We start from the raw sequence: 23,880 nt of genomic DNA on the forward strand, positions 1-23,880 counted from the left end.
TCCTTTTTCAGTAGGTTTAAATCTTTACTGAGCATGTTAAAGTTGTTTTGAGATGGGTCTCATCCCTACTTTACCAATCAAGCATATATCTGCTTATTTTGAATATCGTTTGCTAGTAACTAAAATAAATAAAAAAATAAATGAAAAAGATTACACTTGACACAAAAAAAGATGCTTTAGTAGGCGGTTTTTCTACTGCTAATGCAGGAATAACAACACAGGCTGATTCAAAATGTGAACCCTTTTTAGCAAGTTTTTGGATCAAAAGATCGAAAACAATAGCATGCTATCAAATGCTAATTACGAGTTTGCTTTTACTTGCTGTTTTTTGTTCTAATGCGCAATTATATGCACAAAGCAACACTCCAGAAGTGGGACAAATACCTCCTCACCCAACTCGTTTGCCAGAAGAAGTTATCCCTGCTTTTCCAGGAGCATGGGGCGGCGGAATGTTTACCAGCGGAGGGCGTGGGGGGAAAGTTATTGCTGTTACCAATCTTAACGATAGCGGACAAGGTAGCTTTCGGGCAGCCTTAGAGGCTAAAGGACCACGGATTGTTGTTTTTCGTGTTGCTGGAACCATTAAAATAGATAGCGACCTTGATATCAATCATCCAGACATTACTATTGCTGGGCAGTCTGCTCCCGGAGATGGCGTTTGCATTGCAGGAACATTAAATATAAATACACATAACGTTATTGTTCGTCACTTACGTGTGAGACGTGGGGTACCGGTTGGTGGTCAGGGAGATGATAATATTGGAGGTAATCCGGATCATCACATCATTATTGATCATTGCTCTACAAGTTGGGGAATGGACGAAAATATTTCTCTTTACCGCCACATGAGGCCGTCTTTTGATGGCAAAACTCAAATAAAAGATGCTGCACAGAATGTCACTGTTCAGTGGACTATTTCTAGCGAAGCGCTTAATGCCAGAGGGCATGCTTTTGGTGGTACATGGGGAGGAGATCCTTCAACATTTCACCACAATCTTTTTGCATCTAATACTGCTAGAAATCCTTCAATTGGGATGTCTGGTCCGTTTGATTTCAGGTATAACGTTATTTTTAACTGGGGTCATCGTTCAATAGATGGAGGAGATGAAACCTCTATGGTGAATCTTATTAATAACTATTTCAAACCAGGTCCTGCAACAAACGAAAATATAAGGGCAGTTTTTGCTCGTATCGAACAACGTAGCATGTACTCTCCTGGAAGCGCATGGAAAGAAGGTGATTGGTATCCTAAAGAACAAAATCGACCGGGCAAATGGTATGTTGCGGGTAATATTATGGAAGGAAACCAACAATTGAACATTAACAATTGGGCGGGTATGCGTAGCAAAGAGACAAAAGCATCGATAATTTCTGATGATAGTATGTCTGAAAACATTGCTCGTGTAAATACCCCTTTTGTAGGATGGCCGGTAGCTCCACACCAAACAGCCGGAACTGCTTATGAATCTGTATTGGCTAAAGCCGGGGCAACTTTACCTAAACGTGATGCTGTAGATGCCCGTGTTACAGAAATGGTGCGCACAGGAAGAACCACGACTAAAACCGGTATTATTAAAGAAATATCAGAGGTAGGCGGATATCCTAAATTATCATATGATCCCGCTAAAGTACTTGTTGATAGTGATGGCGATGGTATGCCTGACGCATGGGAAATTAAAAATAATCTCGACCCTAAAAACCCTAAAGATGGCGCTATGGATGCTGATGGCGACGGTTATACCAATGTGGAAGAATACCTGAATGGCACTAATCCGCAGGAAAAAATCAATTACCGCAATCTTGGCAATAACGTTGATACAATCAGTTAATTGCTATTTTGTAATAGCTTTAGGTATAAAAAACTTTTAAATGAAGAAATAGTCAGCAATAAATTCGAATAATACCTAACTCTGAAAGGGGTTGGGTATTTTCTAAAATATTCCGTTTCAATAAAAAACACTAAAATCACAGTTGCGCTCTTAGAAGAAACGCTAACTAATATTGAAATTAACTTCGCACTTAATTAATGAAAATCTTCTATTTGTTTTTTTATCATCATATTATTTAACCCAACAATGTTGTATCCGCAACTTCAGGGGCATATCTATGCAAGCGTTGATAAAAAAATATGAAGACCTAATATGGGACAAATCAAGTAGGGTGTAATACAAATGTTAAAGTCTGATGTGTTGGTAGTTAGTAAACGGAATAACCATTACCTAAAATATCTAAACGATTATCAGCTAAGTCGTCTTTCTAAAATCGAGTCCAAAAACTTCTCGCTCTACTGGGAATTTATGGAAAGATAAATACCCTGAAGAAAAGCAAGGTATTTTCATGCTTGCAGTTATATTGGTAATTATACCAATATCAAGTTATTTTGATGATAATTTTACTTCATAATTTAGTAGGATTGAAAAATTATTTTTTTATATTTGAATATCATATTCATATATGATTAATTAAAGCCAAGTTAAACTTATATTTCAAACTGTTCATTTTAAATTTAAAATGTTAGTTAAGAAGTATTATAAAATCATGAAATAAACAAATTGATTAAAGAATCTTCATAATTAATTTAGGTGTAATTGGTTATCCTAAAAAGTTTCTCAAATTTTAAGTGATTAGAAGGGAGTATATAAAAAAGGCCCCATTCAATAATTACACAAAATAAAAGAATGAGAGACACAAATGTTAAAGTTTATGGTAAGATACTATAATTTTTAGTGAAAATTTCACTAATAAACCGAGAAAAAGCTTATTAAATTTGATTAATCATATACTATATCAATTGTAGTAAATACCAACTTCAGCTTAAGCTGAAAAATTATAAACCATAATTAATAATATGAAAAATTATTCATTGTCAGTTTTGCTGATGTTCGTTTGTTTTAACTTATTTGCTCAGTACCCTTCAATATCTGCGGAGGATCAAAAAAAGAGTAAAGAATTGATGGATGCAGCTGTGTCTCACTCAGATTCTGCGTGGCTTAAGGCTCTTCCTATGATCAAACAAGAAGAGGCAATGGGCAAACCTTACGTACCATGGGCACATCGCCCAACTGATTTGCCTCAATCAGATTTATTGGCATTTCCCGGAGCAGAAGGTGGAGGTGCTTATTCTTTTGGAGGCCGTGGGGGAAAAGTAATTGTGGTTAAAAATTTAAACGACAGTGGACCTGGTTCTTTACGTGAAGCCTGTGAACAAGGTGGAGCCAGAATAGTGGTTTTTAATGTTTCAGGGATTATTAAATTAAAAACACCTTTAATTGTTAGAGCTCCATATATGACCATTGCTGGTCAAAGTGCACCGGGCGATGGCGTTTGTATTGCAGGAGAATCTTTCTGGATCAATACCCATGATGTAGTAGTAAGGTTTATGCGTTTCAGACGTGGAGATACTTGGGTGGGTAGGAGAGATGATGCCATAGGCGGTAATCCAATTGGTAACATTATGATTGATCACGTATCTGCAAGCTGGGGATTAGACGAAAATATGTCAATGTATCGTCACATGTATAACGATAGCACAGGAAAAACCGAAGAGAAATTTCCTACAGTAAATATTACCATTCAAAATTCTATTTTTTCCGAAGCTTTAGATACTTGGAATCACTCATTCGGAAGTACCTTAGGTGGCGAGAATTGTATGTTTACCAGAAATCTTTGGGCAAACAACGCAGGGAGAAATCCATCAATAGGATGGAACGGAATATTTAACTTTGTAAATAACGTAGTTTTTAATTGGGTGCACCGTTCTACCGATGGTGGAGACTATACCGCTTTATACAATATTGTAAATAACTATTATAAACCAGGTCCTGCAACACCAAAAAACGAATCCATTTCATACCGAATTTTAAAACCAGAAGCTGGCCGCAGTAAATTACCTTATGTTGTTTTTGGTAGAGCTCATGTTGAAGGAAACATTGTAGAAGGGAACGAGAAAGTAACTCGAGACAATTGGAATGGCGGCATTCAGATAGAAAACAAAAAAGGTAGTGAAATGTCTTATGACGAAGCAAAGCCCTATTTTGCAGCTATGCGAGTTAAAAAACCTATGCCAATGGCTCATGTTACCATTTTACCTGCCGATAAAGCAAAAGAATATGTGTTAGAAAACGTAGGCGCAAATTTACCAGTTCGTGATGCAGTTGATGTTCGAATTATTAATCAAACCAAAACCGGAAAAATCGAATCACCTGCAAACGTAGTAGCTCCTACTTCTCAGTTTAAACACAGAAGAATGGAATTAGATTCTTACAAATTAGGAATCATCACAGATATAAACCAAGTTGGTGGTTATCCGGTATATGCTGGTAAGCCTTATAAAGACCAAGATAATGATGGTATTCCGGATGATTATGAGAAAAAAAATGGTTTAAATCCTAAAGATTCGAATGATTCAAGAGCTATTGCAGCAAATGGATACAGTAATATTGAAAATTATCTGAATAGTTTGGTAAATATTAAAACAGTAACACCTGCTGCTAAATAATAAAACCTTTAAAAGGATCGTAAGTGATTGTTTTTAGTAAAAAAATAAAAATTAATGTGTGGATTTTAGGCTGTCTGTTGTGCGTTCAACAGCAGGCTTTTTCACAAAAAAAGAAAATCGAAGTCTTTAAGCCGCTCACTTTTGAAAAAAATGGGGAGCTAAATTTTATTCCTGATTTTCAAGGAAATCGAATTCCTGATTTTTCTTATGCAGGTTATCAAGCCGGGAATGAGGAAATCCCCAATGTTCCTGTTAAAATTACAGTTGCTTCAAAAACAGAAGATGCCACAAAGCGAATCCAAAATGCAATTGATTATGTAGCTAGACTTCCGCTAGCTAAAAATGGTTTTCGTGGAACAGTTCTTTTAGGAAAAGGAGATTTTGAAGTTTTAGGTCAGCTAAAAATTCAAACCTCGGGAATAGTTATAAGAGGGAGTGGCGTCAACGAAACTACCATTACTGGTGCGGGTTTAGATCGAGAAACGCTCATCCGTGTTTATGGAATCAATGATTTAAAATTAGCTCATAAAACTGAAATTACAGATGCTTATGTTCCTGTAAATGCCATGAGCTTTCATTTGGCAAACGCTAACAATTTTAAAGTTGGTGATAGAATTATGCTCACCCGTCCTTCTACAGCAGCTTGGTTAGATACCACTAAAACATGGTCATTTGGAGGCGATCTTTCTTCTTTAGGTTGGAAACCGGGAGAAGAAGATGTGGTTTGGGACAGAACAATTACCGCCAACAATGGAAATGAAATAACCATTGATGCGCCAATTACCACTGCATTAGATCAAAAATTTGGTGGGGGATATATTGAGAAATATCAGTGGAACGGAAGAATAGAAAATGTAGGGGTCGAAAATTTATCACTCATTTCTACTTATGATGAAAGCAATCCGAAAGATGAAAACCATAGATGGATGGCCATCACCATAGAAAACACCGAAAATGCTTGGGTACGTCAAACCAATTTTAAGCATTTTGCAGGTTCGGCAGTAAATGTTTTAGCTACTGGAAAATGTATAACTGTAGAAGATTGTAAATCTTTAGCGCCAATTTCTGAGATTGGTGGACAACGTCGCTATACTTTTCAAACAAATGGACAGCAAACTTTATTTCAACGCTTATATTCCGAATATGGTTACCACGATTTTGCAGTGGGCTATTTAGCACCAGGGCCAAATGCTTTTGTACAATGCAAAGCCTATTTGCCTTTTAGCTATAGCGGAGCAATTGATACTTGGGCATCAGGAGTTTTGTTTGATGTGATTAATATTGATGGAAACGCATTAAACTACCAAAATATTGGTCAGGATGCCAGAGGTGCAGGCTGGACAGCTGCCAATAGCGTATTTTGGCAGTGCTCTGCATCAAGAATTTATAATTTTAAACCACCTACAGCTCAAAATTGGGCTTTTGGTACTTGGTCCGAATTTCAAGGAGATGGCTTTTGGGATTTTTCTAATGAACACATTACACCACGTAGCTTATATTACGCCCAACTCGCCGAAAGGCTAAAAAAGGATGTGTCTAAAAGGGCACAATTACAGGAGAAGATTTCTGAAGCCACCAGCAGTCCAACTGTAGAACAAGCTAGACAAATGACTTTGGCTGCTGCCTATCCAATACCTCAATTAGAAGATTTTATTGACAGTGCATCAGTTAGAAATCTAATTCCTGTAATCGCTAAAAATATAACTTATGAGGAACCATTTTATGGTCAAAGATTTCCTCCCAAATATTTAACAATTGAAAATGGTTGGTTAGTAAAAGATAACCAAGTTTTGGTGGGCGGTCGTTTAAGTGTGCCATGGTGGACAGGCGGTATCCAAGGAGATGATATTACCAAAGCCAGACCAGCACTCACCAGATATGTTCCGGGACGAATAGGGCATGGTTTAACCGATGATTTAGAGCAACTAACAGATTCCATGCTTAAAAAATCGGATTTAATTGTAGAACAAAACTACGGTTTATGGTATGATAGAAGAAGAGACGACCATGAACGCATCCGCAGAATGAGCGGTGAAGTGTGGGCTCCTTTTTACGAATTGCCATTTGCAAGAAGTGGTCAAGGAACTGCTTGGGACGGACTTTCCAAATACGATCTAACCAAATACAATCCTTGGTACTGGGGACGATTGAAACAATTTGCGAATTTGGCTGATGAAAAAGGTTTGGTGCTCATCCATCAAAACTATTTTCAGCACAACATCATAGAAGCTGGTGCACATTATGCAGATTTTCCTTGGAGAACCGCGAATAACATTAATTCCACAGGTTTTTTAGAGCCTGTTCCTTATGCCGGAGATAAAAGGCTTTTTTTAGCCGATCAGTTTTATGATGAAACCCATCCACAAAGAGCCCCGCTGCATAAAGCTTACATTAGGCAATGCTTAAATAATTTTGTGGGCAATTCTTCAGTTATTCAATTTATCAGCGAAGAATATACTGGTCCTTTAAATTTCGCTAAGTTTTGGTTACAAACCATTAAAGATTGGGAGCAAGAAACGGGTAATAAAGCATTTATTGGTTTAAGTACCACTAAAGATGTGCAAGATGCCATTCTACAAGATCCAAATCTTTCATCCACCATCAATGTCATCGACATTAGATATTGGCATTACCAAGCAGATGGTTCTGCTTATGCACCACTGGGCGGACAAAATTTGGCGCCACGTCAGCAAGCCCGTCAGTTTAAACCAAAGAAAACTTCTTTTGAACAAGTTTACAGAGCGGTTAAAGAGTATCGTGAGAAATACCCAGATAAAGCAGTGATGTATTCTGGTGATAATTATCCTTCTTACAGCTGGGCAGCGTTTATGGCTGGAGGTTCTTTTACCAATGTAAAAGTAGAGGACAATGAGTTTTTAAAATCGGCAAGCAGCATGCTTCCTATATCAGTTAAAAATCAAGATTATGTCTTAGCAAATAAACGTGGCGAATATATTATTTATGCAGATGCCGATGTCAGTACTGCTGATTTAAATCTTCCAAAATCGGCTATTATAACTTGGATTAATCCAGGTTCAGGCAAAATTATTTCTGCACAAAAATTAACTAAACAAACACAAAGCATTAAAAAATCCGGAAATGGCACCGCTGTTTTATGGATTCATCAAAACTAAAACCAATGAAAACAGAGATTCCGCTTTTATCTTATTTCAATAACGCCAAGACGAGTGTTATGTCGACGATAGGAGACATCACACTAATAGGTGTTAAGTTCTATGAGTTTACCTTGCTTGTGAGAAGTCTCGTAAACCTCGACGTGATTAAGATGAGACTAATTGTAAAAATTAGCTTATTCTTTTTCGGGCTGATTTTCCTCATTGCGTCCTGCAAGCAAAAAGAGCAAGTTGCCGAAATGGGTTTGCAAATCAACAAAGAAGGAAGATATTTTGAAACCAATGATGGGAAACCGTTTTTTTGGTTGGGTGATACGGGTTGGTTATTGTTTAAACAGCTTTCTCGGGAAGAAGCGGTCGCCTATTTAGACGATAGACAAAAGAAAGGGTTCAACGTAATCCAGGTAATGGGAATACACAGTTTAGAGGTGGCTAATTTTTACGGCGATTTGGCTTTAATCAATAAGAAAATCGACTCTGTAAATGTGACTAAAGGAGATGATTTTAAAGACAGCCTTCAGTACGATTATTGGGATCATGTCAACTACGTCATAGATGAAGCGGCAAAAAGGAATCTTTACATTGCATTTGTAAACGTATGGGGAACTGCTGTTAAAAGCGGGAAAGTAAAACCTGAAGAAGCAAAAGTATATGCTAATTTTTTGGTAGATAGATTTGGGAAAAAACCCAATATCATTTGGATGAATGGTGGAGATATTAAAGGTTCAGAATATCAAGAAGTGTGGCAAACCGTGGGTGAAACCATTAAATCAAGAGATAGTTTACATTTAATGACTTTCCATCCAAGAGGTAGAACCAATTCTTCGGAGTGGTTTCATAAAGAGCAATGGTTAGATTTCAATACTTTCCAATCCGGACATAGAAGATACAATCAAGATACTTCCAAAAACGAAAAACGTCATTATGGTGAAGATAATTGGAAACATGTTTTTGAAGATTACAATTTAAAACCTACCAAACCAACCTTAGATGCCGAGCCAAGTTATGAAGGTATTCCAGAAGGCTTGCATGATTCTTTAGAAGTTCGCTGGACGGATGCAGCGGTAAGAAGATACGGTTATTGGTCGGTGTTTGCCGGAGCAGCAGGTTTTACTTATGGAAACAATGCTGTGATGCAATTTTATAAACCAAACGAAGGTTCAGGAGCTTTTGGTGTCCGCAATTGGGAGTATTATACTAAAGCGATAAACGATGCTGGTGCTGGACAAATGCAACATCTTAAAAAACTCATGCTCTCTAAACCTTATTTCGAAAGGATTCCAGATCAATCCATCATCGCTAATCAAAAAGAAAAACATAATTATTTGGTAGCCACTAAAGGAAAAGATTATGCTTTCATTTACACTTGGACGGGTAGAGATTTAGAAATTAATATGGGAAAAATTGAAGGTGAAAATGTGAAAGCATCATGGTTTAAACCAGCTGACGGTTCTGAAACAGCAATTGGAGAATTTGAAAACAAAGGAACAAAATCTTTCAATCCTCCGGGAACAGTAAAAGATGGAAATGATTGGGTGTTAATTTTAGAAAGTATATAATGCGAGTTTTGACTTTTTTACGTTCAATCCAGCCCAAGCACAGCCCAAAGTTCACTTTTTTTTCGACCTTGGCATTTGCGGTACAGATGAACAAAGTAAAAGTACTTCCTTCCATAGCAAATGGCGCAGTCGAGAGTTTTTTGTTTACTTTTTTACGGAAAAAAAGTAAATGCCATGCCCGGCATGAGGGCAGGCAAGCCTATGCTGAAAAGGCCTCAGCGATGAGGTTAGCTATATATATTTTAATTGCTACAGCATTTCTTTTTAGCACATGCAATCAAAAAGCGTATTTGTTTACCTCATTTCACGAACCAGCAGACGAAGGTTTGCGAATGCTTTATAGTGAAGATGCTTACCATTGGAAAGATTTTAACTGCGTTTTTCTAAAACCCGAAGTAGGAGAACAAAAAGTTATGCGTGACCCATCCATGGTGCAAGGGCCTGATGGAACTTTCCATTTGGTTTGGACCAGCAGCTGGAAAGGGGATAAAGGTTTTGGTTATGCCAGTTCCAAAGATTTAATTCATTGGTCTAAACAAGAATTCCTCCCAGTAATGCAGCATGAAGAAACTACGGTAAACGTTTGGGCTCCAGAACTTTTTTATGACGATGTGGATCAACAATACATCATCATTTGGGCTTCTACCATTCCATTCCGTTTTCCAAAAGGAGCTGAGGAAGAGAATAATAACCACCGGATGTATTACACAACCACCAAAGATTTTAAAGCTTTTAGCCCTACAAAATTATTCATCGACCCTAATTTTAGTGTGATTGATGCTGTAATTGTAAAACGAGCGATAAAAGATTATGCATTGGTTTTAAAAGACAATACCCGTCCAGAGCGTAATTTAAAAGTGGCTTTCGCCGATAATCCTTTCGGGCCATTTAAAGATGTATCGGCACCATATACCAAAAAATTTACGGAAGGTCCTGCAGTAGTAAAAGTAAAAGATGGCTGGTTAATCTATTTCGATTCCTATCAGGATAAAAGTTATGGCGCTGTAAAAACTGCCGATTTTAAAACTTTTACAGATGCCAATTCAGAAATAGCAATACCAGAAGGACATAAACACGGAACCATTATTCCGATTAAGAAATCATTTTTAAAGAGACTTAAAAAAAGCCTGAAAACGGAGGAGAAGTAGATGAGACTTAACAATAGCATATTTTTTTTAATGATGATTTTATCTGCTCAAATTCTATTTGCGCAGGATACAGTTAAATATACAGGCAGCACTTTGTCTAATGTAGATTATCACCATGGGCAGTTGCAGTCAGCAATTGGAGTACATAATATACAGGTTTTTAGAGCTAACAGAGAACATCCAGAATGGGCAGGCGGAAACAATTGGACTTACAATCATCAACCACTTTTAGCTTATTGGAACAATACTTTTTACTTACAATATTTAAGCGACCCAATTGGCGAACATATTGCTCCGGGCAGAACCTTAATGTTAACCTCAAAAGATGGGGTAAATTGGACTAATCCAGAAGTATTATTTCCTCCTTATAAAATCCCCGATGGTTATAAAAAGGAAGGTTATCCTGGCGTAGCTAACAATTTATATGCAGTAATGCACCAAAGAATGGGTTTTTATACGGCTAAAAATGGACGTTTATTAACGCTAGGATATTACGGTATCGCGATGGATTTAAAAGACGATCCAAATGACGGGAAAGGAATTGGAAGAGTAGTGCGAGAAGTTTATAAGGATGGTACTTACGGACCTATTTATTTCATCAGAAACAATAAAAATTGGGATAAGAAACAGTCTAATTACCCATTTTATACTTCATCAAAAGATAAGGGATTTAAACAAGCTTGCGATGAATTGATGGCTACTCCACTAATGATGCAACAATGGGTAGAAGAAGCTGATAGAGACGATCCATTAATTCCACTAAAAAAGGAATATAAAGCTTTTAGCTATTACCATTTACCAAACGGAAAAGTAATGGGTTTTTGGAAACATGCATTAACCTCTCAAAGTAACGATGATGGTAAAACTTGGACTTACAGCCCAATGAGAGCACCGGGTTTCATCAATAGCAATGCTAAAATTTGGGGACAAAAAACCAGTGATGGGAAATTTGCAACGGTGTATAATCCATCAGAATTTAGGTGGCCTTTGGCAGTTTCTACTAGTGTAGATGGTTTAAACTATACCAATTTATTATTGGTAAACGGAGAAATTTCGTTTATGCGATATGGGGGCAACTACAAATCCTACGGTCCGCAATACGTACGTGGAATTATAGAAGGAAATGGGGTGCCGCCAGACAATAACATGTGGCTGACTTACAGTATGAACAAAGAAGATATTTGGGTGGCTAAAGTACCAGTTCCAATAACTGCGGAAGAAAATACTGTTGTAGATGAAAATTTTAACCAATTACCTCATGGCAACGAGCTAAATAAGTGGAATTTATTTTCACCGATTTGGGCAAGGACTCAAATTGAAAAACTAAACGGAGAAAAGGTTTTGGCTTTACATGATGAAGATCCTTTTGATTATGCTAAAGCAGTAAGAGTGATTAAACCAGCTCAAAAACTAAACTTAGCATTCACAGTTACGCCTAAACAAAACAATACTGGAGAACTGCAAATAGAATTGCAGGATGATAAAGGTTTACCAGCATTAAGATTGGTTTTTGATGCAGAAGGTTCTTTAAAAGCAAAAGTAGGCTATCGTTATTCGGGAGTGATGAATTACGAAGCAGGTAAGACCTATAAAATTGAAATGGAACTGGATTGTACTACTCGTATTTATAGAATTAAAGTAAACGGACAGGAAAAAGGAGCGAGGGTATATTTTGCACCTATTAGTGTTTTCAGCAGAATCATGTTTAGAACCGGAGAAGTTAGACGTTTTCCTGATGCAGAAACCCCAACAGACCAAGATTACGATTTAAAAAACGCAGGTGAGAAAGCAAAAGAAGCTGTTTTCTATGTTCATTCTTTAAAAACAACGTATTAAATGTTAAGATGATTCAAATGACGACTGTTTTCCGTTCAATCCAGCCCAAGCACAGACCAAAGTACGGCTTAGTTTCGACATCAGAACTTTGCGGTACAGATGAAGTGAGTAAAAGCACTTGCTTTTTAGCAAAGGGCGTAGTCGAGAGTTTTTTGTTTACTTCTTTGCGGAAAAAATTGCGAAGCACTCTTGAACATCAAACAAGAAAAATAAACAAGAAATGAAAAATAGCGAAGCACTCATGAGGACAAAAGAAAACAGTAAAAAATAACCGAATAAAGTAAATGCCATTGCCCGGCATGAGGGCAGGCGAGGTTGTGTTGAAAAGGCATTAGATATAAAATTAATTTTAAATGAAGTTTCTAAAAGTCATAGCATTTTTTGTAAGCATTGCTTTTCAGGCTAATGCCGAAGTGGTATTGCCTAGAATATTGGGGCATCAAATGGTACTGCAACAAAAAAAGCCAATTGTGATTTGTGGAACTGCAAATGCTGGCGAAAAAGTTTCAGTTTCTTTTGCCAATAAATCCGCACAAACAATTGCTGATGAAAAGGGTAATTGGAAAGTGATTTTAAATCCGCTGAAAGCGAGCTTTGAAAATCGTGACATGACTATCAAAGGAACAAACACAATAATATTGAAAGATATTTTGGTGGGTGAAGTTTGGTTATGCTCTGGTCAATCAAACATGGAATATACCATGCGTAAGAATAGTAAAGTTGATGCAGAGCAAGCTAAAGGTTTAAACCCAAGCCCAATAAATGAATTAGATTTTGCAAACTATCCAAATATTCGTTTGTTTTTGGTGAACCGAAAAGAATTGATTAAGCCATCGCCAACGCATAAAGGATGGGATATTGCAGAAGGTGACGCTTTAAGGAATTTTTCTGCCGTAGGTTATTTCTTCGCTAAAGAAATCAAAAAAGATTTAAATGTTCCAGTGGGAATTATTGCTTCATCTATTCCTGGAAGTAGAATTGTGCCTTGGATTAATGAGGAAGACTTTGCTAATTCTGCGTATTTCAAAGACAAAAATTTAGAAGGCGACCCTGCCAAATTTTATCATTCTATGATAGAACCATTGATCCCTTTTGCTATAAAGGGGTTTTTATGGTATCAAGGCGAAAGTAATTGCTTTTTAAAAGATCGCGTCAATTATACTTATAAAATGAAAGCCTTAATTGATGGCTGGCGAAAAGATTGGGGCGCAGAACTTCCTTTTTACTATGTCCAAATCGCCCCTTTTGCTTACACTTCTTCAGAAGGAGAAGTGAAATATAATAAATATGATTTACCCGAATTTTGGGAAGCTCAAGCAGCAGCTTTAAAAATTCCAAATACCGGAATGGCAGTAATTACAGATTTATTTGATGGTGGTGGCGGTATTCACCCAGGTTACAAATGGGAAGTCGGTCGTCGTTTGGCATTGATTGCTTTAGATAAGACTTATGGTCAAAAACTGATTTCGAGCGGACCAGTTTACGATAAAATGAAGATCAAAAACAATGAGCTTGTTCTTTCTTTTAAAGAAGCAAAAGGTTTAAGAAGTAAAGAAGGCAAACCTTTAGATTTTTTTGAATTAGCTGGCTCTGATGGTGTTTATCATCCAGCGAAAGCTAAAATTAAAGGAAAAAAGATTGTATTGACTTCCGCAGAAGTTAAAAACCCTATTAATGCCCGATTTGGATGGGATGAAGTTGCTCAACCAAATTTGGTAAATAAGGCAAATTTACCCGCCAGTGCTTTCAGAACAAATAATCAAATCGTCAACCAATTTAACCCATAATTTTGAAATCTTTTATCAAACATATCGCCTTTTTTAGTTTCTTGATGGCTTTTCTGTGTTCGGCAAATGCTCAGCAAACAGAGAAAATTTACCTTTCTGGTAAAGGAAAAGATAATATGGTGAAATGGGATTTTTATTGTTCTGCCGGACAAAATGCAGGAAAATGGACAAAGATTGGAGTGCCTTCTTGCTGGGAACTGCAAGGTTTTGGTAAATACAATTACGGGTTCGACAAAGACAGCGTAAGAGGAAAAGAGATTGGGAAATATAAATACCAGTTCAAAGTTCCTGCAGCTGCTAAAGGAAAAGCGGTCAATATTGTTTTTGAAGGTGTTTTCACCGATGCAACAGTAAAGATTAATGGAAAATTAGCAGGACCAACCCATCAAGGGGCTTATTACGCCTTCAAATATGATATTAGCAAAAGCATAAAATACGGAGCCGATAATTTATTAGAAGTGGAAGTTGCTAAACATTCTGCTAATGAATCAGTAAATGATGCGGAACGCAGAGGAGATTTCTGGCTTTTTGGAGGGATTTTCCGTCCGGTTTATTTAGAATTTTTACCACAAACACATATTTCTGAATTGGCTATTGATGCCAAAGCAGATGGAAGTTTCCAATCAAATATTTCTTTTTCTGGCAAAGCCGATGAAATTCAACTGGAATTATTAGATGCAGAAGGAAAAGCGTTTGGCAAAACCTTTTCGCAAAAAACAGAAGGTAAATCATCCATTTCACTAAGCACCAATTTCGAAGATATTAAACTATGGTCTGCGGAATGCCCTAATTTATACCATGCTCGTTTTACTTTAATCTACAAAGGTCAAAAAGTTCATCAAATCAGCAAAAAAATAGGTTTCAGAACCATTGTAGTGAAAGAGCGTGATGGCGTTTTTATAAACGGGGTAAAAATAAAATTCAAAGGCGTAAACCGTCATTCTTTTTGGCCTACATCGGGTAGAACTACCAGCAAAGCTTTGTCTATTCATGATGTTGAACTGATGAAAGACATGAACATGAATGCGGTGAGAATGGCACATTATCCACCCGATGCGCACTTTTTAGCAATATGTGATTCTTTGGGTTTGTATGTAATGAATGAACTGGCGGGATGGCATGGTAACTACGATACACAAACCGGTAAAAAATTGCTGAAAGAAATGATGGAACCTACCATTCACCATCCGTCCATTATATTTTGGGCAAACGGAAATGAAGGTGGACATAATTTAGAATTAGATAAATATTTTAAAGAATTCGATATTCAAAAACGTCCTGTCATACATCCTTGGGCAGCTTATGGAGGTATTGATACGCAACATTATCGCCAATATAATTACGGAATAGGTAATTATATGAACGGACATAACATTGTAATGCCTACAGAATTTTTGCATGGTTTGTACGATGGCGGACATGGTGCCGGTTTGGATGATTATTGGGAAGCCATGTGGAGCAAACCAAGTTCGGCAGGTGGTTTTTTGTGGGTTTTTGCAGATGAAGGTGTGGTAAGGACTGATAAAAATAACGTCATCGATACAGATAAAGACCATGGTCCAGATGGTATTTTAGGGCCTTTTCATCAAAAAGAAGGCAGCTATTTTACCATTAAAGAAGTTTGGAGTCCGATAAAATTTGAGGTCAGAGAAATGACAGCTGCTTTTGAAGGAGATTTTAACATCGAAAACCGTTATGATTTTACAAATGTGAATCAATGCACTTTTAGCTGGGAATTAAAGAAATTTAATGTTCTAGATAGTACGCTTGCTAAACCTGTTTTATCAGGAAATAGCAATGCCCCAGATATCGAACCTCATGCAAAAGGCCTTCTTAAAGTAGCACTTCCAGAAAACTGGTTTTCTTATGATGTGCTATACCTTACCGCAAAAGATGTCAATCAAAAGGAAATATTTACTTGGAGTTTTCCAATTAGTAAGCCAAAGCAAATTGCACAAGAAATTTTAAATCAGGCTAAAGCCGATGAAAAGGTAAGCTATGCTACCATCGGCGAAAGCTATTTGATCAAAGTTAAAAAGCTACAAATCCGAATCAACAAAAGCACCGGAATTTTAGAAAGTGTGAAAAGCGGAACAAATGAAATTCCTTTTAACAATGGTCCAGTTTTACAAGAAGGGGCAAATAATTTTAAAGGTTTTACTGCAAAAATGGATGCAGATACTTTGGTGATTGCATCGGTTTTTAACAAAAAAGAAAGCTACAATACTTTACAATGGAAGGTTTATCCAAACGGATATATTCAAATGAAGGTAAACTATTTTCCAGGCGAGTTTTACACTTGGTTTGCTGGGGTAAATTTCTCATTTCCAGAAGCAGAAATTAAAGCGGTGGAATATATGGGAAAAGGACCTTATCGGGTTTGGAAAAACCGAATGAAAGGGCCAAAGTTTGGCGTTTGGCACAAGGATTATAACGATACAGAAACCGGAGAAATTCCTTTTGTTTACCCAGAATTTAGAGGTTATCATGCCAATATGTATTGGTGCAAGTTTTTAACCAAAGGGCAGGATTTTAAAGTTTTGGCAGAAGATGAAGATACTTTTTTAAGGCTGTTTACACCAGCTTTTAAAGACGACAAATGGCATAATTATGTGCCGATTTTTCCTAAGGGAGATATCAGCTTTATGCAAGCCATCCCAAGTATTGGCAACAAAACACAAATAGCCGAAAGTACCGGGCCAATGGGGCAAAAGAATATCTTTTACGATTATGAGAAAAATCCGGAAAGGGCAAAAGAACTGACTTTATACTTTGACTTCAATTAAAATGATTAAAAGATTCATCATATTATTTCTGTTAATTACTGGTTTTTATGCAGTTCAGGCACAAGGGCCTAAATTGACTGCACTAAAAGTGGAGCAATTGGTAAATCCATTGGGAATAGATGTGAAGCAACCATTTTTAAGCTGGCAAATTGTATCATCAAAACGAGGTATAACACAAAATGCCTATCAGGTTTTGGTGGCTTCCTCTGCATCTAAACTAGCCAATAACGAAGGCGATTTATGGAATTCAGGAAAAGTAAATTCTTCGGAATCTATCCATGTAAAATACAGTGGTAAAGAATTAAACAGTCGTACCAAATGCTTTTGGAAAGTAAAGACTTGGACAAGCATCGGCGAAAGCGAATGGTCTGAAAACAACTTCTGGACAATGGGTTTGCTCTACTATAAAGATTGGCCAAAGACTTGGATTGGTTTCGACAGGGCTTTTCCTTGGGACAGCATAACAAACAATTCTCGTTTATCTGCAAGGTATTTCAGAAAAGAATTTGAGAGTACCAAAGGGATCAAATCTGCAACAGCATCCATTGTAGGTTTAGGTTTGTACGAGCTTTTTATCAATGGCAAAAAAGTAGGAGAAGATGTTTTAGCACCATCACCTACCGATTATAACCAGAACGTAAAAGCAAATACTTACGATGTGACATCCTACATCCAAAATGGGGGAAATGCTGTAGCTGCGGTTTTGGGAAATGGGCGTTTCTTTGCTATGCGACAACATGAAAAGCCTTATAAAATCAAAACTTTTGGTTTTCCTAAAATGCTGTTGAACCTTCATTTGGTTTACACCGATGGAAGTACAGAAGACATTGAGACAGACGATAGCTGGAAAGGAACAGCCAATGGGCCAATTAGGGCCAATAATGAATACGATGGCGAAGAATATGATGCCAAAAAAGAATTTTTAGGATGGACCCAATCCGGTTTTGATGACAGCAAATGGTTAGCTGCCGAATATGTGCAAGAACCAAGTGGCACAATTGAAGCTCAAATGAATGAGAACATGAAGGTGATGAGAACGATGCAACCTGTTTCCATTACCAAACTTTCTGGTGGAAGGTACATTTTGGATATGGGGCAAAACATGGTGGGCTGGTTGCAAATAAAAGTTAAAGGAGTAAAAGGACAACAGATTCAGCTTCGTTTTGCAGAATCTCTACAAGATAATGGAGAACTTTTTACTGCTAATCTCCGCAACGCACAAAATACGGATTTATATACCCTAAAAGGAGGCGATGAAGAGAAATGGGAACCCACTTTTGTTTACCGTGGTTTTAGGTTTGTCGAGCTTTCAGGTTATACCTATCAACCAAAACTGACAGATTTTTTAGGGAAAATGGTTTACGATGATATCAAAACCATTGGCACATTTGAAACCTCAAACTTGTTAATCAATCAAATCTTCAAAAATGCTTGGTGGAGCATTGCTGGAAATTACAAAGGCATGCCTTTGGATTGTCCGCAACGCAACGAGCGCATGCCATGGCTGGGCGATAGAGGCGAAGTGGCTTATGGAGAAAGTTTTGTTTTCGATAACGAACGTATTTACACCAAATGGTTGCAAGATATTCGCAACTCGCAAAAAGAAGACGGTGCAATTCCGGATGTGGCACCTGCCTTTTGGCGTTATTACAGTGATAACATGACTTGGGCCGGAACCATTGTTGCCATCACCGATATGGTGTACAGGCAAACAGGAAATGTAGAGGTTGTTAAAGATAATTATCCGGCAATCAAAAAATGGCTGGCTTATATGCAGGATAGGTACATGGAAAATTACATCATGACCAAGGATAGCTACGGCGATTGGTGTGCGCCACCTGTTACTATTGAAGCCGGAAGAGGTAAAAGTGCCGATAAAAAATACCCATCAGCTTTGCTTTCCACAGCTTACCATTATCATTTTCTGCAATTGATGATGGAATTTAGCAAACTAACAGGCAACGAAGCGGATTATATGTCGTTTGAAACTTTAGCAACAAAAGTGAAAGATGCTTTCCATGCTAAATTTTATAACAATAAAGGTTTTTATGGTGATAATAAGTTAACCGATAACATTATTCCACTTTATTTTGGGATGGTTCCAGCAGCAGAAACCGAAAAGGTTTTTAAAAACATCGTCTATATTGTTGAGGTAACTAATGACGGGCATTTAAGCAATGGCTTGGTAGGCGTACAGTGGCTAATGCGTTGTTTAAATGATTACGGAAGACCAGATTTGGCATACACCATTGCAACCCAAAAAACTTACCCAAGCTGGGGTTACATGATTGAAAATGGCGCAACAACCATTTGGGAATTATGGAACGGAGACACCGCACACCCAAGAATGAATTCACAAAATCATGTGATGATGCTAGGTGATTTACTGATTTGGTATTATGAAAACCTGGCTGGCATAAAAGCCGGAATTCCGGGATTCAAAAAAATCATCATGAAGCCAGAAACGGTTGATGGACTTCAATATGTAGATGCCAGTTTTGATTCGCCTTATGGTAAAATTAAAAGCAGCTGGAAAAAGGATAAGAAAGCTTTCACTTGGGAAATAACCATCCCAGCAAATACTTCGGCAGAGGTTTATTTACCAGCAGATAGCCAAAAAAACATCAAAGAAAACGGAAAATCTGTTCAACAGGCAGATGGAATAGAATTTATTCGTCAGGATGGAAAAAATATGATTTATAAAGTTAACTCAGGGAATTACACCTTTCAAATTAAATAAAGATGAGAAAATTAAAAATGTTATTGCTAATTACGCTTATTGGAGCGTTTGGTTTGGTTAAAGCACAAGAAGTTGCTAGTAAAACCGATGCGGAAAATGAAGCCAAAGCCAAAGAATGGGTGAGCAGTTTATTGCTAAACAATCCCGATAAGGAAGCAAGAATTAACAATGTAGTGGCTTTGCATTTAACACAAATTAGAGACTGGCATAACAGTCATCCCTATACCTTGGTACCAGCGGGAATCAATCCGCTCGATGGAAAACCACTTTCAGAACTGTTTAGGCAAATAATTGTAGATTCTTCCATTCCTTCATCCGTACACAAAAATTTGATGGATGGTTTAAGAAAGGATTTAAACGAAGAGCAAGTAGCGATGGTTTTGGATAAATACACGATAGGAAAAGTAGCTTTTACCATGAAGGCGTACCGTTTGATTGTGCCTAATATCACTGAAAAAGAAGATCAAACCATTCTTGCTTTACTAGAACAAGCCCGCGAGCAAGCAGTAAACTATAAAAGTATGAAACAGATTTCTGCCATTTTTGAGATTTATAAAACACAGGCAGAACAATATTTGAACAACAATGGTAGAAATTGGCGTCAGATGTATAACGATTATGTGAAAAAGGCTAAAGCAGAAAAAGCCAAACAAAACAACAACTAACATGAAATTTAAAGCAGTATTAGCAGGATTAATTTTTGTAAGCACCATGAGTCAGGCGCAAGATAAGCCTTGGCGAAAAGGAATTATTACAGACGAGTTTATTTACGAGAAAGCAAATTTTCCGTCAGTGCACTCGGCAACCATTGTAGAAACCCCTACAGGCATGGTTTCCGCATTTTTTGGCGGAACTCATGAGCGTAACCCCGATGTAGAGATTTACGTTTCCAGATTAGTAGATGGAAAATGGACAGCCCCAGTGTCTGCAGCGGATGGAGTGCAAAGCGCAAGCAAAAGATTGCCGACATGGAATCCGGTTTTATATCAAATTCCCGATGGAGATTTGTTATTGTTCTATAAAATAGGACCAAAACCATCAGAATGGTGGGGAATGTTAAAACGTTCTAAAGATGGCGGTAAAACATGGTCAGAAGCAGAAAAATTGCCAAACAACCAGATTGGTCCGGTAAAAAACAAACCTGTTTTATTGAGCAACGGAAATTTATTTGCACCAAGTAGCACAGAAGGCGAAGGTGGTTGGAGGGTACATTTTGAGGTAACGCCAGATTTTGGTAAAACTTGGAGAACCATTGGCTCTTTAGATAAAACAGAAGAAATTATTAACGCTATACAACCCAGTATTTTATTTCATGGAGATGGTAAATTACAGATTTTAGCCCGTACCAGAAACAGAGCTTTAGCAACGGCTTGGTCTTATGATAATGGCGAAACTTGGACAGCCATGCAAAAAACAAATTTACCCAACAACAACTCAGGTACCGATGCGGTAACCATGAAAAACGGGAAGCATGTGCTGGTTTATAACCATGTTTTGCCTCCCGGAGATTTGGTAAAAGGCCCACGTACGCCATTAAACGTTTCGGTTTCTAAAGACGGTATTAACTGGAAAGCAGCTTTAATTTTAGAAGATTCGCCTATCAGCCAATATTCTTATCCTGCGGTGATACAAACCAGCGATGGCTTACTGCATTTTATTTACACTTGGCGCAGGGAAAAAATTAAACATGTGGTGGTTGATCCATCTAAATTAAAATTAAAAAAAATCAAGAACGGCGTGTGGCCAAAGCTAAAAGGCTACGAAGCCCCAAAACCAGAAAACGCACCGGCAGAAGAGTAGGTTTAGTTTTTAGGTTATCGTTTGTTAGGTGGTTAGGTTATCGTTTGTTAGGTAGTTTGACTTCAGTTTGTAAGTTATTAGTTAGCTAGTTTTAGGAAAATGATTTGAAAATGATCTTATTAAAACACATTAAGAGCAAGTCCTTCTCCTTCGGAGAAGGATTTAGGATGAGGCTTTTATTTTTTATTTTTTTTACGCTTTCGCTGATGATGGTAAAAGCGCAAAGTTCAGATGATAAATATCCAAAATCATTGAAAGATGTGCTTATGGAAATCCAGGAAAGATACCAGGTTGCCATTAAATTTGATGAAAAACAGGTGACTGGTAAAACCGTGGATTATGCGCTATGGCGTTTCCGCCCCGATGTGGATGAAACCCTAGAAAACATACTGAAGCCTTTAGATATGAAGGTGAACAAAGAAAAAGAAGGTGTTTACAAACTTAAAGATTACGAATATTACCGTTGGCAACCAGAAGATGGTTGGGCAGAATTAGCCAGATTAGCTTCAAAATATAATGATAAAGCAGGTTTTGAAAAACGAAAAGCAGCCTTAATTCCATGTATTATGGAGGCTCTACAACTTTCGCCATTACCTCCAAAACCTAATAGCAAACCTATTTTTACTGCTGTTAGAAAGTTTGATGGTTATACCGTTCAAAACATGGCTCTAGAAGTGATGCCGGGTGTTTACCTCAGTGGTTCGTTGTACCGCCCAAGCAAAATGAAAGGAAAAATTCCTTTAATTTTAAGTCCAGATGGGCATTGGTTGCAACAACGCTACCGCAAAGATTGCCAAATACGCTGCGCCACTTTAGCTCGCATGGGCGCCATGGCATTCAGTTACGATTTATTTGCTTGGGGCGAGTCCATGTTGCAGTTTGAATATGAAGACCATCGTAAAAGCCTATCTATGGCTGTGCAAACTTTAGATGCCATCCGTTTGCTCGATTATTTCTTAACCCGTAAAGATGTGGATCCAGAAAGAGTAGGCATTAGCGGAGGTTCAGGAGCTGGTAGTCACACGGTTTTAATAACAGCAATAGACGACAGAATTAAATTGAGCGCACCAGCGGTCGCCATTTCATCCTATTTTTATGGAGGTTGCCCTTGCGAAAGTGGTTTACCTATTCATTTATGCGGTGGTGGCACCAATAATGTAGAATTGGCCGCTTTTGCTGCACCAAAACCACAGCTTTTAATTTCTGATGGCGGCGATTGGACAGCACATACACCGCTCCATGATTTCCCATACCTGCAAAATATTTACAGCTATTATGGCGCAAAAGACAAGATAGAAAATGTTCATTTACCTACAGAATCACATGACTATGGCGTAAATAAACGAAAAGCCTTATACGATTTTGTTGCCCGTAACTTTAGTATGAATATCAATGCCATAAACGAAGATAAAGTAAGCATCGAAACCGAAAACGACTTAAAAGTATTTGGCGATAAAGGAGAAAAACTGCCTTCAAACGCGATGAAAGGCTACGCACAATTGGAAAACTATTTTAAAAAGCTCGACGATGTTAAATAGTAAACCCAACTCTGTGACCTCTGCGCCCTCCGTGTTTAAAAAACTCACCACTCAACTCAGTGTTCTTTGTGGTAAAAAAAACACTACAACACCACCCAACTCTGTGATCTCTGCGCCCTCTGTGGTTAAAAAATTAACCACCCAACTCAGTGCACTTTGTGATAAAAACCTCCGTTCACTCCGTGGTAAAAAACAAATAGCCATAGTATTAACACTCGTACTATTAACTCCAATATTCACAAAAGCCCAACAAAAACAAGACTATAAAATCGCTGTCATTGATTTAATGATTTTAAAACGTCACAAAATCAGCGCCATCACATTAGCCAGCGAGCTAAAAGCCGACGGTTTAGAAATTGACATGGGCGGTTTAGGAAACAGAGAAACCTTCGATAGCAAATTGAACAATGATACCACTCGACAAGAATATCTAGCGAAAGCGAAAGAATTAAATATTGAATTTTGTTCCATAGCCATGACAGGTTTTTACGCCCAATCTTTTGCAGAGCGACCAACTTGGCAAAAAATGATTGGTGATTGTCTGGCAACAGCCAAAGCCATGAATATCAAAGTCGCTTTTTTACCATTAGGCGTAAAAGGTGATTTAATCAAACATCCAGAATTACGCCCAGCCATTGTAGAACGCTTAAAGATAGCTGGAAAAATGGCAAAGAAAGCCGGAGTAACCATCGGAATTGAAACTTCTTTAGACGCAACCGCTGAAAAAGAATTGTTAAAAGATATCTGCTCAAAAAATATAAGAAGCTATTTCAATTTCTCTAATCCCTTAAAAGAAGGAAGAGATTTAAACAAAGAACTCCAAATTTTAGGCAGAAAATACATCGTTCAAATCCATGCTACAGATGAAGACGACGTTTGGCTAGAAAATAACAAACGATTGGATTTATATAAAGTGAAACAAACTATAGATGACATGAAATGGAAAGGTTGGCTTGTGGTGGAGCGTTCAAGAGATGCCACCCAGCCACGCAATGTTAAGGGGAATTTTGGAGCCAATGTAGCCTATCTTAAAAAAGTATTTCAATAATAAACG

At 37.6% G+C, this 23,880-nt stretch carries 13 protein-coding genes; all 13 read left to right on the forward strand.

Translation table 11 applies throughout. The features are described from left to right. The first annotated feature begins 140 nt into the window (after positions 1-140). The 13 genes from ACFSSE_RS00650 to ACFSSE_RS00710 all read left to right on the forward strand — a co-directional run bounded on the left by ACFSSE_RS00650 (position 141) and on the right by ACFSSE_RS00710 (position 23,874). Positions 141-1,829, forward strand: coding sequence for a pectate lyase family protein (locus ACFSSE_RS00650; protein WP_379041226.1), 1,689 nt, complete (start codon positions 141-143; stop codon positions 1,827-1,829). A gap of 1,019 nt (positions 1,830-2,848) precedes the next feature. After that, positions 2,849-4,498 carry a pectate lyase family protein gene (locus ACFSSE_RS00655; protein WP_379041227.1) on the forward strand — a complete coding sequence of 550 codons (1,650 nt, stop codon included), beginning with the start codon at positions 2,849-2,851 and terminating at the stop codon, positions 4,496-4,498. A 23-nt stretch (positions 4,499-4,521) separates the two neighbouring features. Continuing rightward, positions 4,522-7,632: a DUF6298 domain-containing protein gene (locus ACFSSE_RS00660; RefSeq protein WP_379041228.1), complete on the forward strand. Its 3,111-nt coding sequence runs from the start codon at positions 4,522-4,524 to the stop codon at positions 7,630-7,632. Between the two features lie 5 nt (positions 7,633-7,637). Then, positions 7,638-9,191, forward strand: a complete 1,554-nt coding sequence (locus ACFSSE_RS00665; RefSeq protein WP_379041229.1) for a glycoside hydrolase family 140 protein — start codon at positions 7,638-7,640, stop codon at positions 9,189-9,191. An 86-nt stretch (positions 9,192-9,277) separates the two neighbouring features. Continuing rightward, on the forward strand, positions 9,278-10,339 hold the full coding sequence (locus tag ACFSSE_RS00670; RefSeq protein WP_379041230.1) for a glycoside hydrolase family 43 protein: 1,062 nt from the start codon (positions 9,278-9,280) through the stop codon (positions 10,337-10,339). 30 nt (positions 10,340-10,369) lie between these two features. Further along, positions 10,370-12,175: a six-hairpin glycosidase gene (locus tag ACFSSE_RS00675; RefSeq protein ID WP_379041231.1), complete on the forward strand. Its 1,806-nt coding sequence runs from the start codon at positions 10,370-10,372 to the stop codon at positions 12,173-12,175. Positions 12,176-12,528: 353 nt separating this feature from the next. Beyond that, positions 12,529-13,962: a sialate O-acetylesterase gene (locus ACFSSE_RS00680; RefSeq protein WP_379041232.1), complete on the forward strand. Its 1,434-nt coding sequence runs from the start codon at positions 12,529-12,531 to the stop codon at positions 13,960-13,962. A gap of 2 nt (positions 13,963-13,964) precedes the next feature. Continuing rightward, positions 13,965-16,748, forward strand: a complete 2,784-nt coding sequence (locus ACFSSE_RS00685; RefSeq protein WP_379041233.1) for a glycoside hydrolase family 2 protein — start codon at positions 13,965-13,967, stop codon at positions 16,746-16,748. Position 16,749: 1 nt separating this feature from the next. Further along, the gene (locus tag ACFSSE_RS00690; protein WP_379041234.1) at positions 16,750-19,488 is read left to right on the forward strand and encodes a glycoside hydrolase family 78 protein; all 2,739 of its coding nucleotides are present in this window, start codon (positions 16,750-16,752) and stop codon (positions 19,486-19,488) included. Positions 19,489-19,490: 2 nt separating this feature from the next. Continuing rightward, the gene (locus ACFSSE_RS00695; RefSeq protein ID WP_379041235.1) at positions 19,491-20,153 is read left to right on the forward strand and encodes a DUF3826 domain-containing protein; all 663 of its coding nucleotides are present in this window, start codon (positions 19,491-19,493) and stop codon (positions 20,151-20,153) included. A 1-nt stretch (position 20,154) separates the two neighbouring features. Next, complete coding sequence (locus tag ACFSSE_RS00700) at positions 20,155-21,288, forward strand: sialidase family protein (RefSeq protein ID WP_379041236.1); 1,134 nt, start codon at positions 20,155-20,157, stop codon at positions 21,286-21,288. 206 nt (positions 21,289-21,494) lie between these two features. Further along, complete coding sequence (locus ACFSSE_RS00705; protein WP_379041237.1) at positions 21,495-22,826, forward strand: alpha/beta hydrolase family protein; 1,332 nt, start codon at positions 21,495-21,497, stop codon at positions 22,824-22,826. Continuing rightward, complete coding sequence (locus tag ACFSSE_RS00710; RefSeq protein ID WP_379041238.1) at positions 22,816-23,874, forward strand: sugar phosphate isomerase/epimerase family protein; 1,059 nt, start codon at positions 22,816-22,818, stop codon at positions 23,872-23,874. The genes ACFSSE_RS00705 and ACFSSE_RS00710 overlap by 11 nt, the downstream gene beginning before the upstream one ends. Positions 23,875-23,880: the final 6 nt, after the last annotated feature.

The sequence above is a fragment of the Pedobacter alpinus genome (genome assembly GCF_042684645.1).
Lineage (GTDB): Bacteria > Bacteroidota > Bacteroidia > Sphingobacteriales > Sphingobacteriaceae > Pseudopedobacter > Pseudopedobacter alpinus.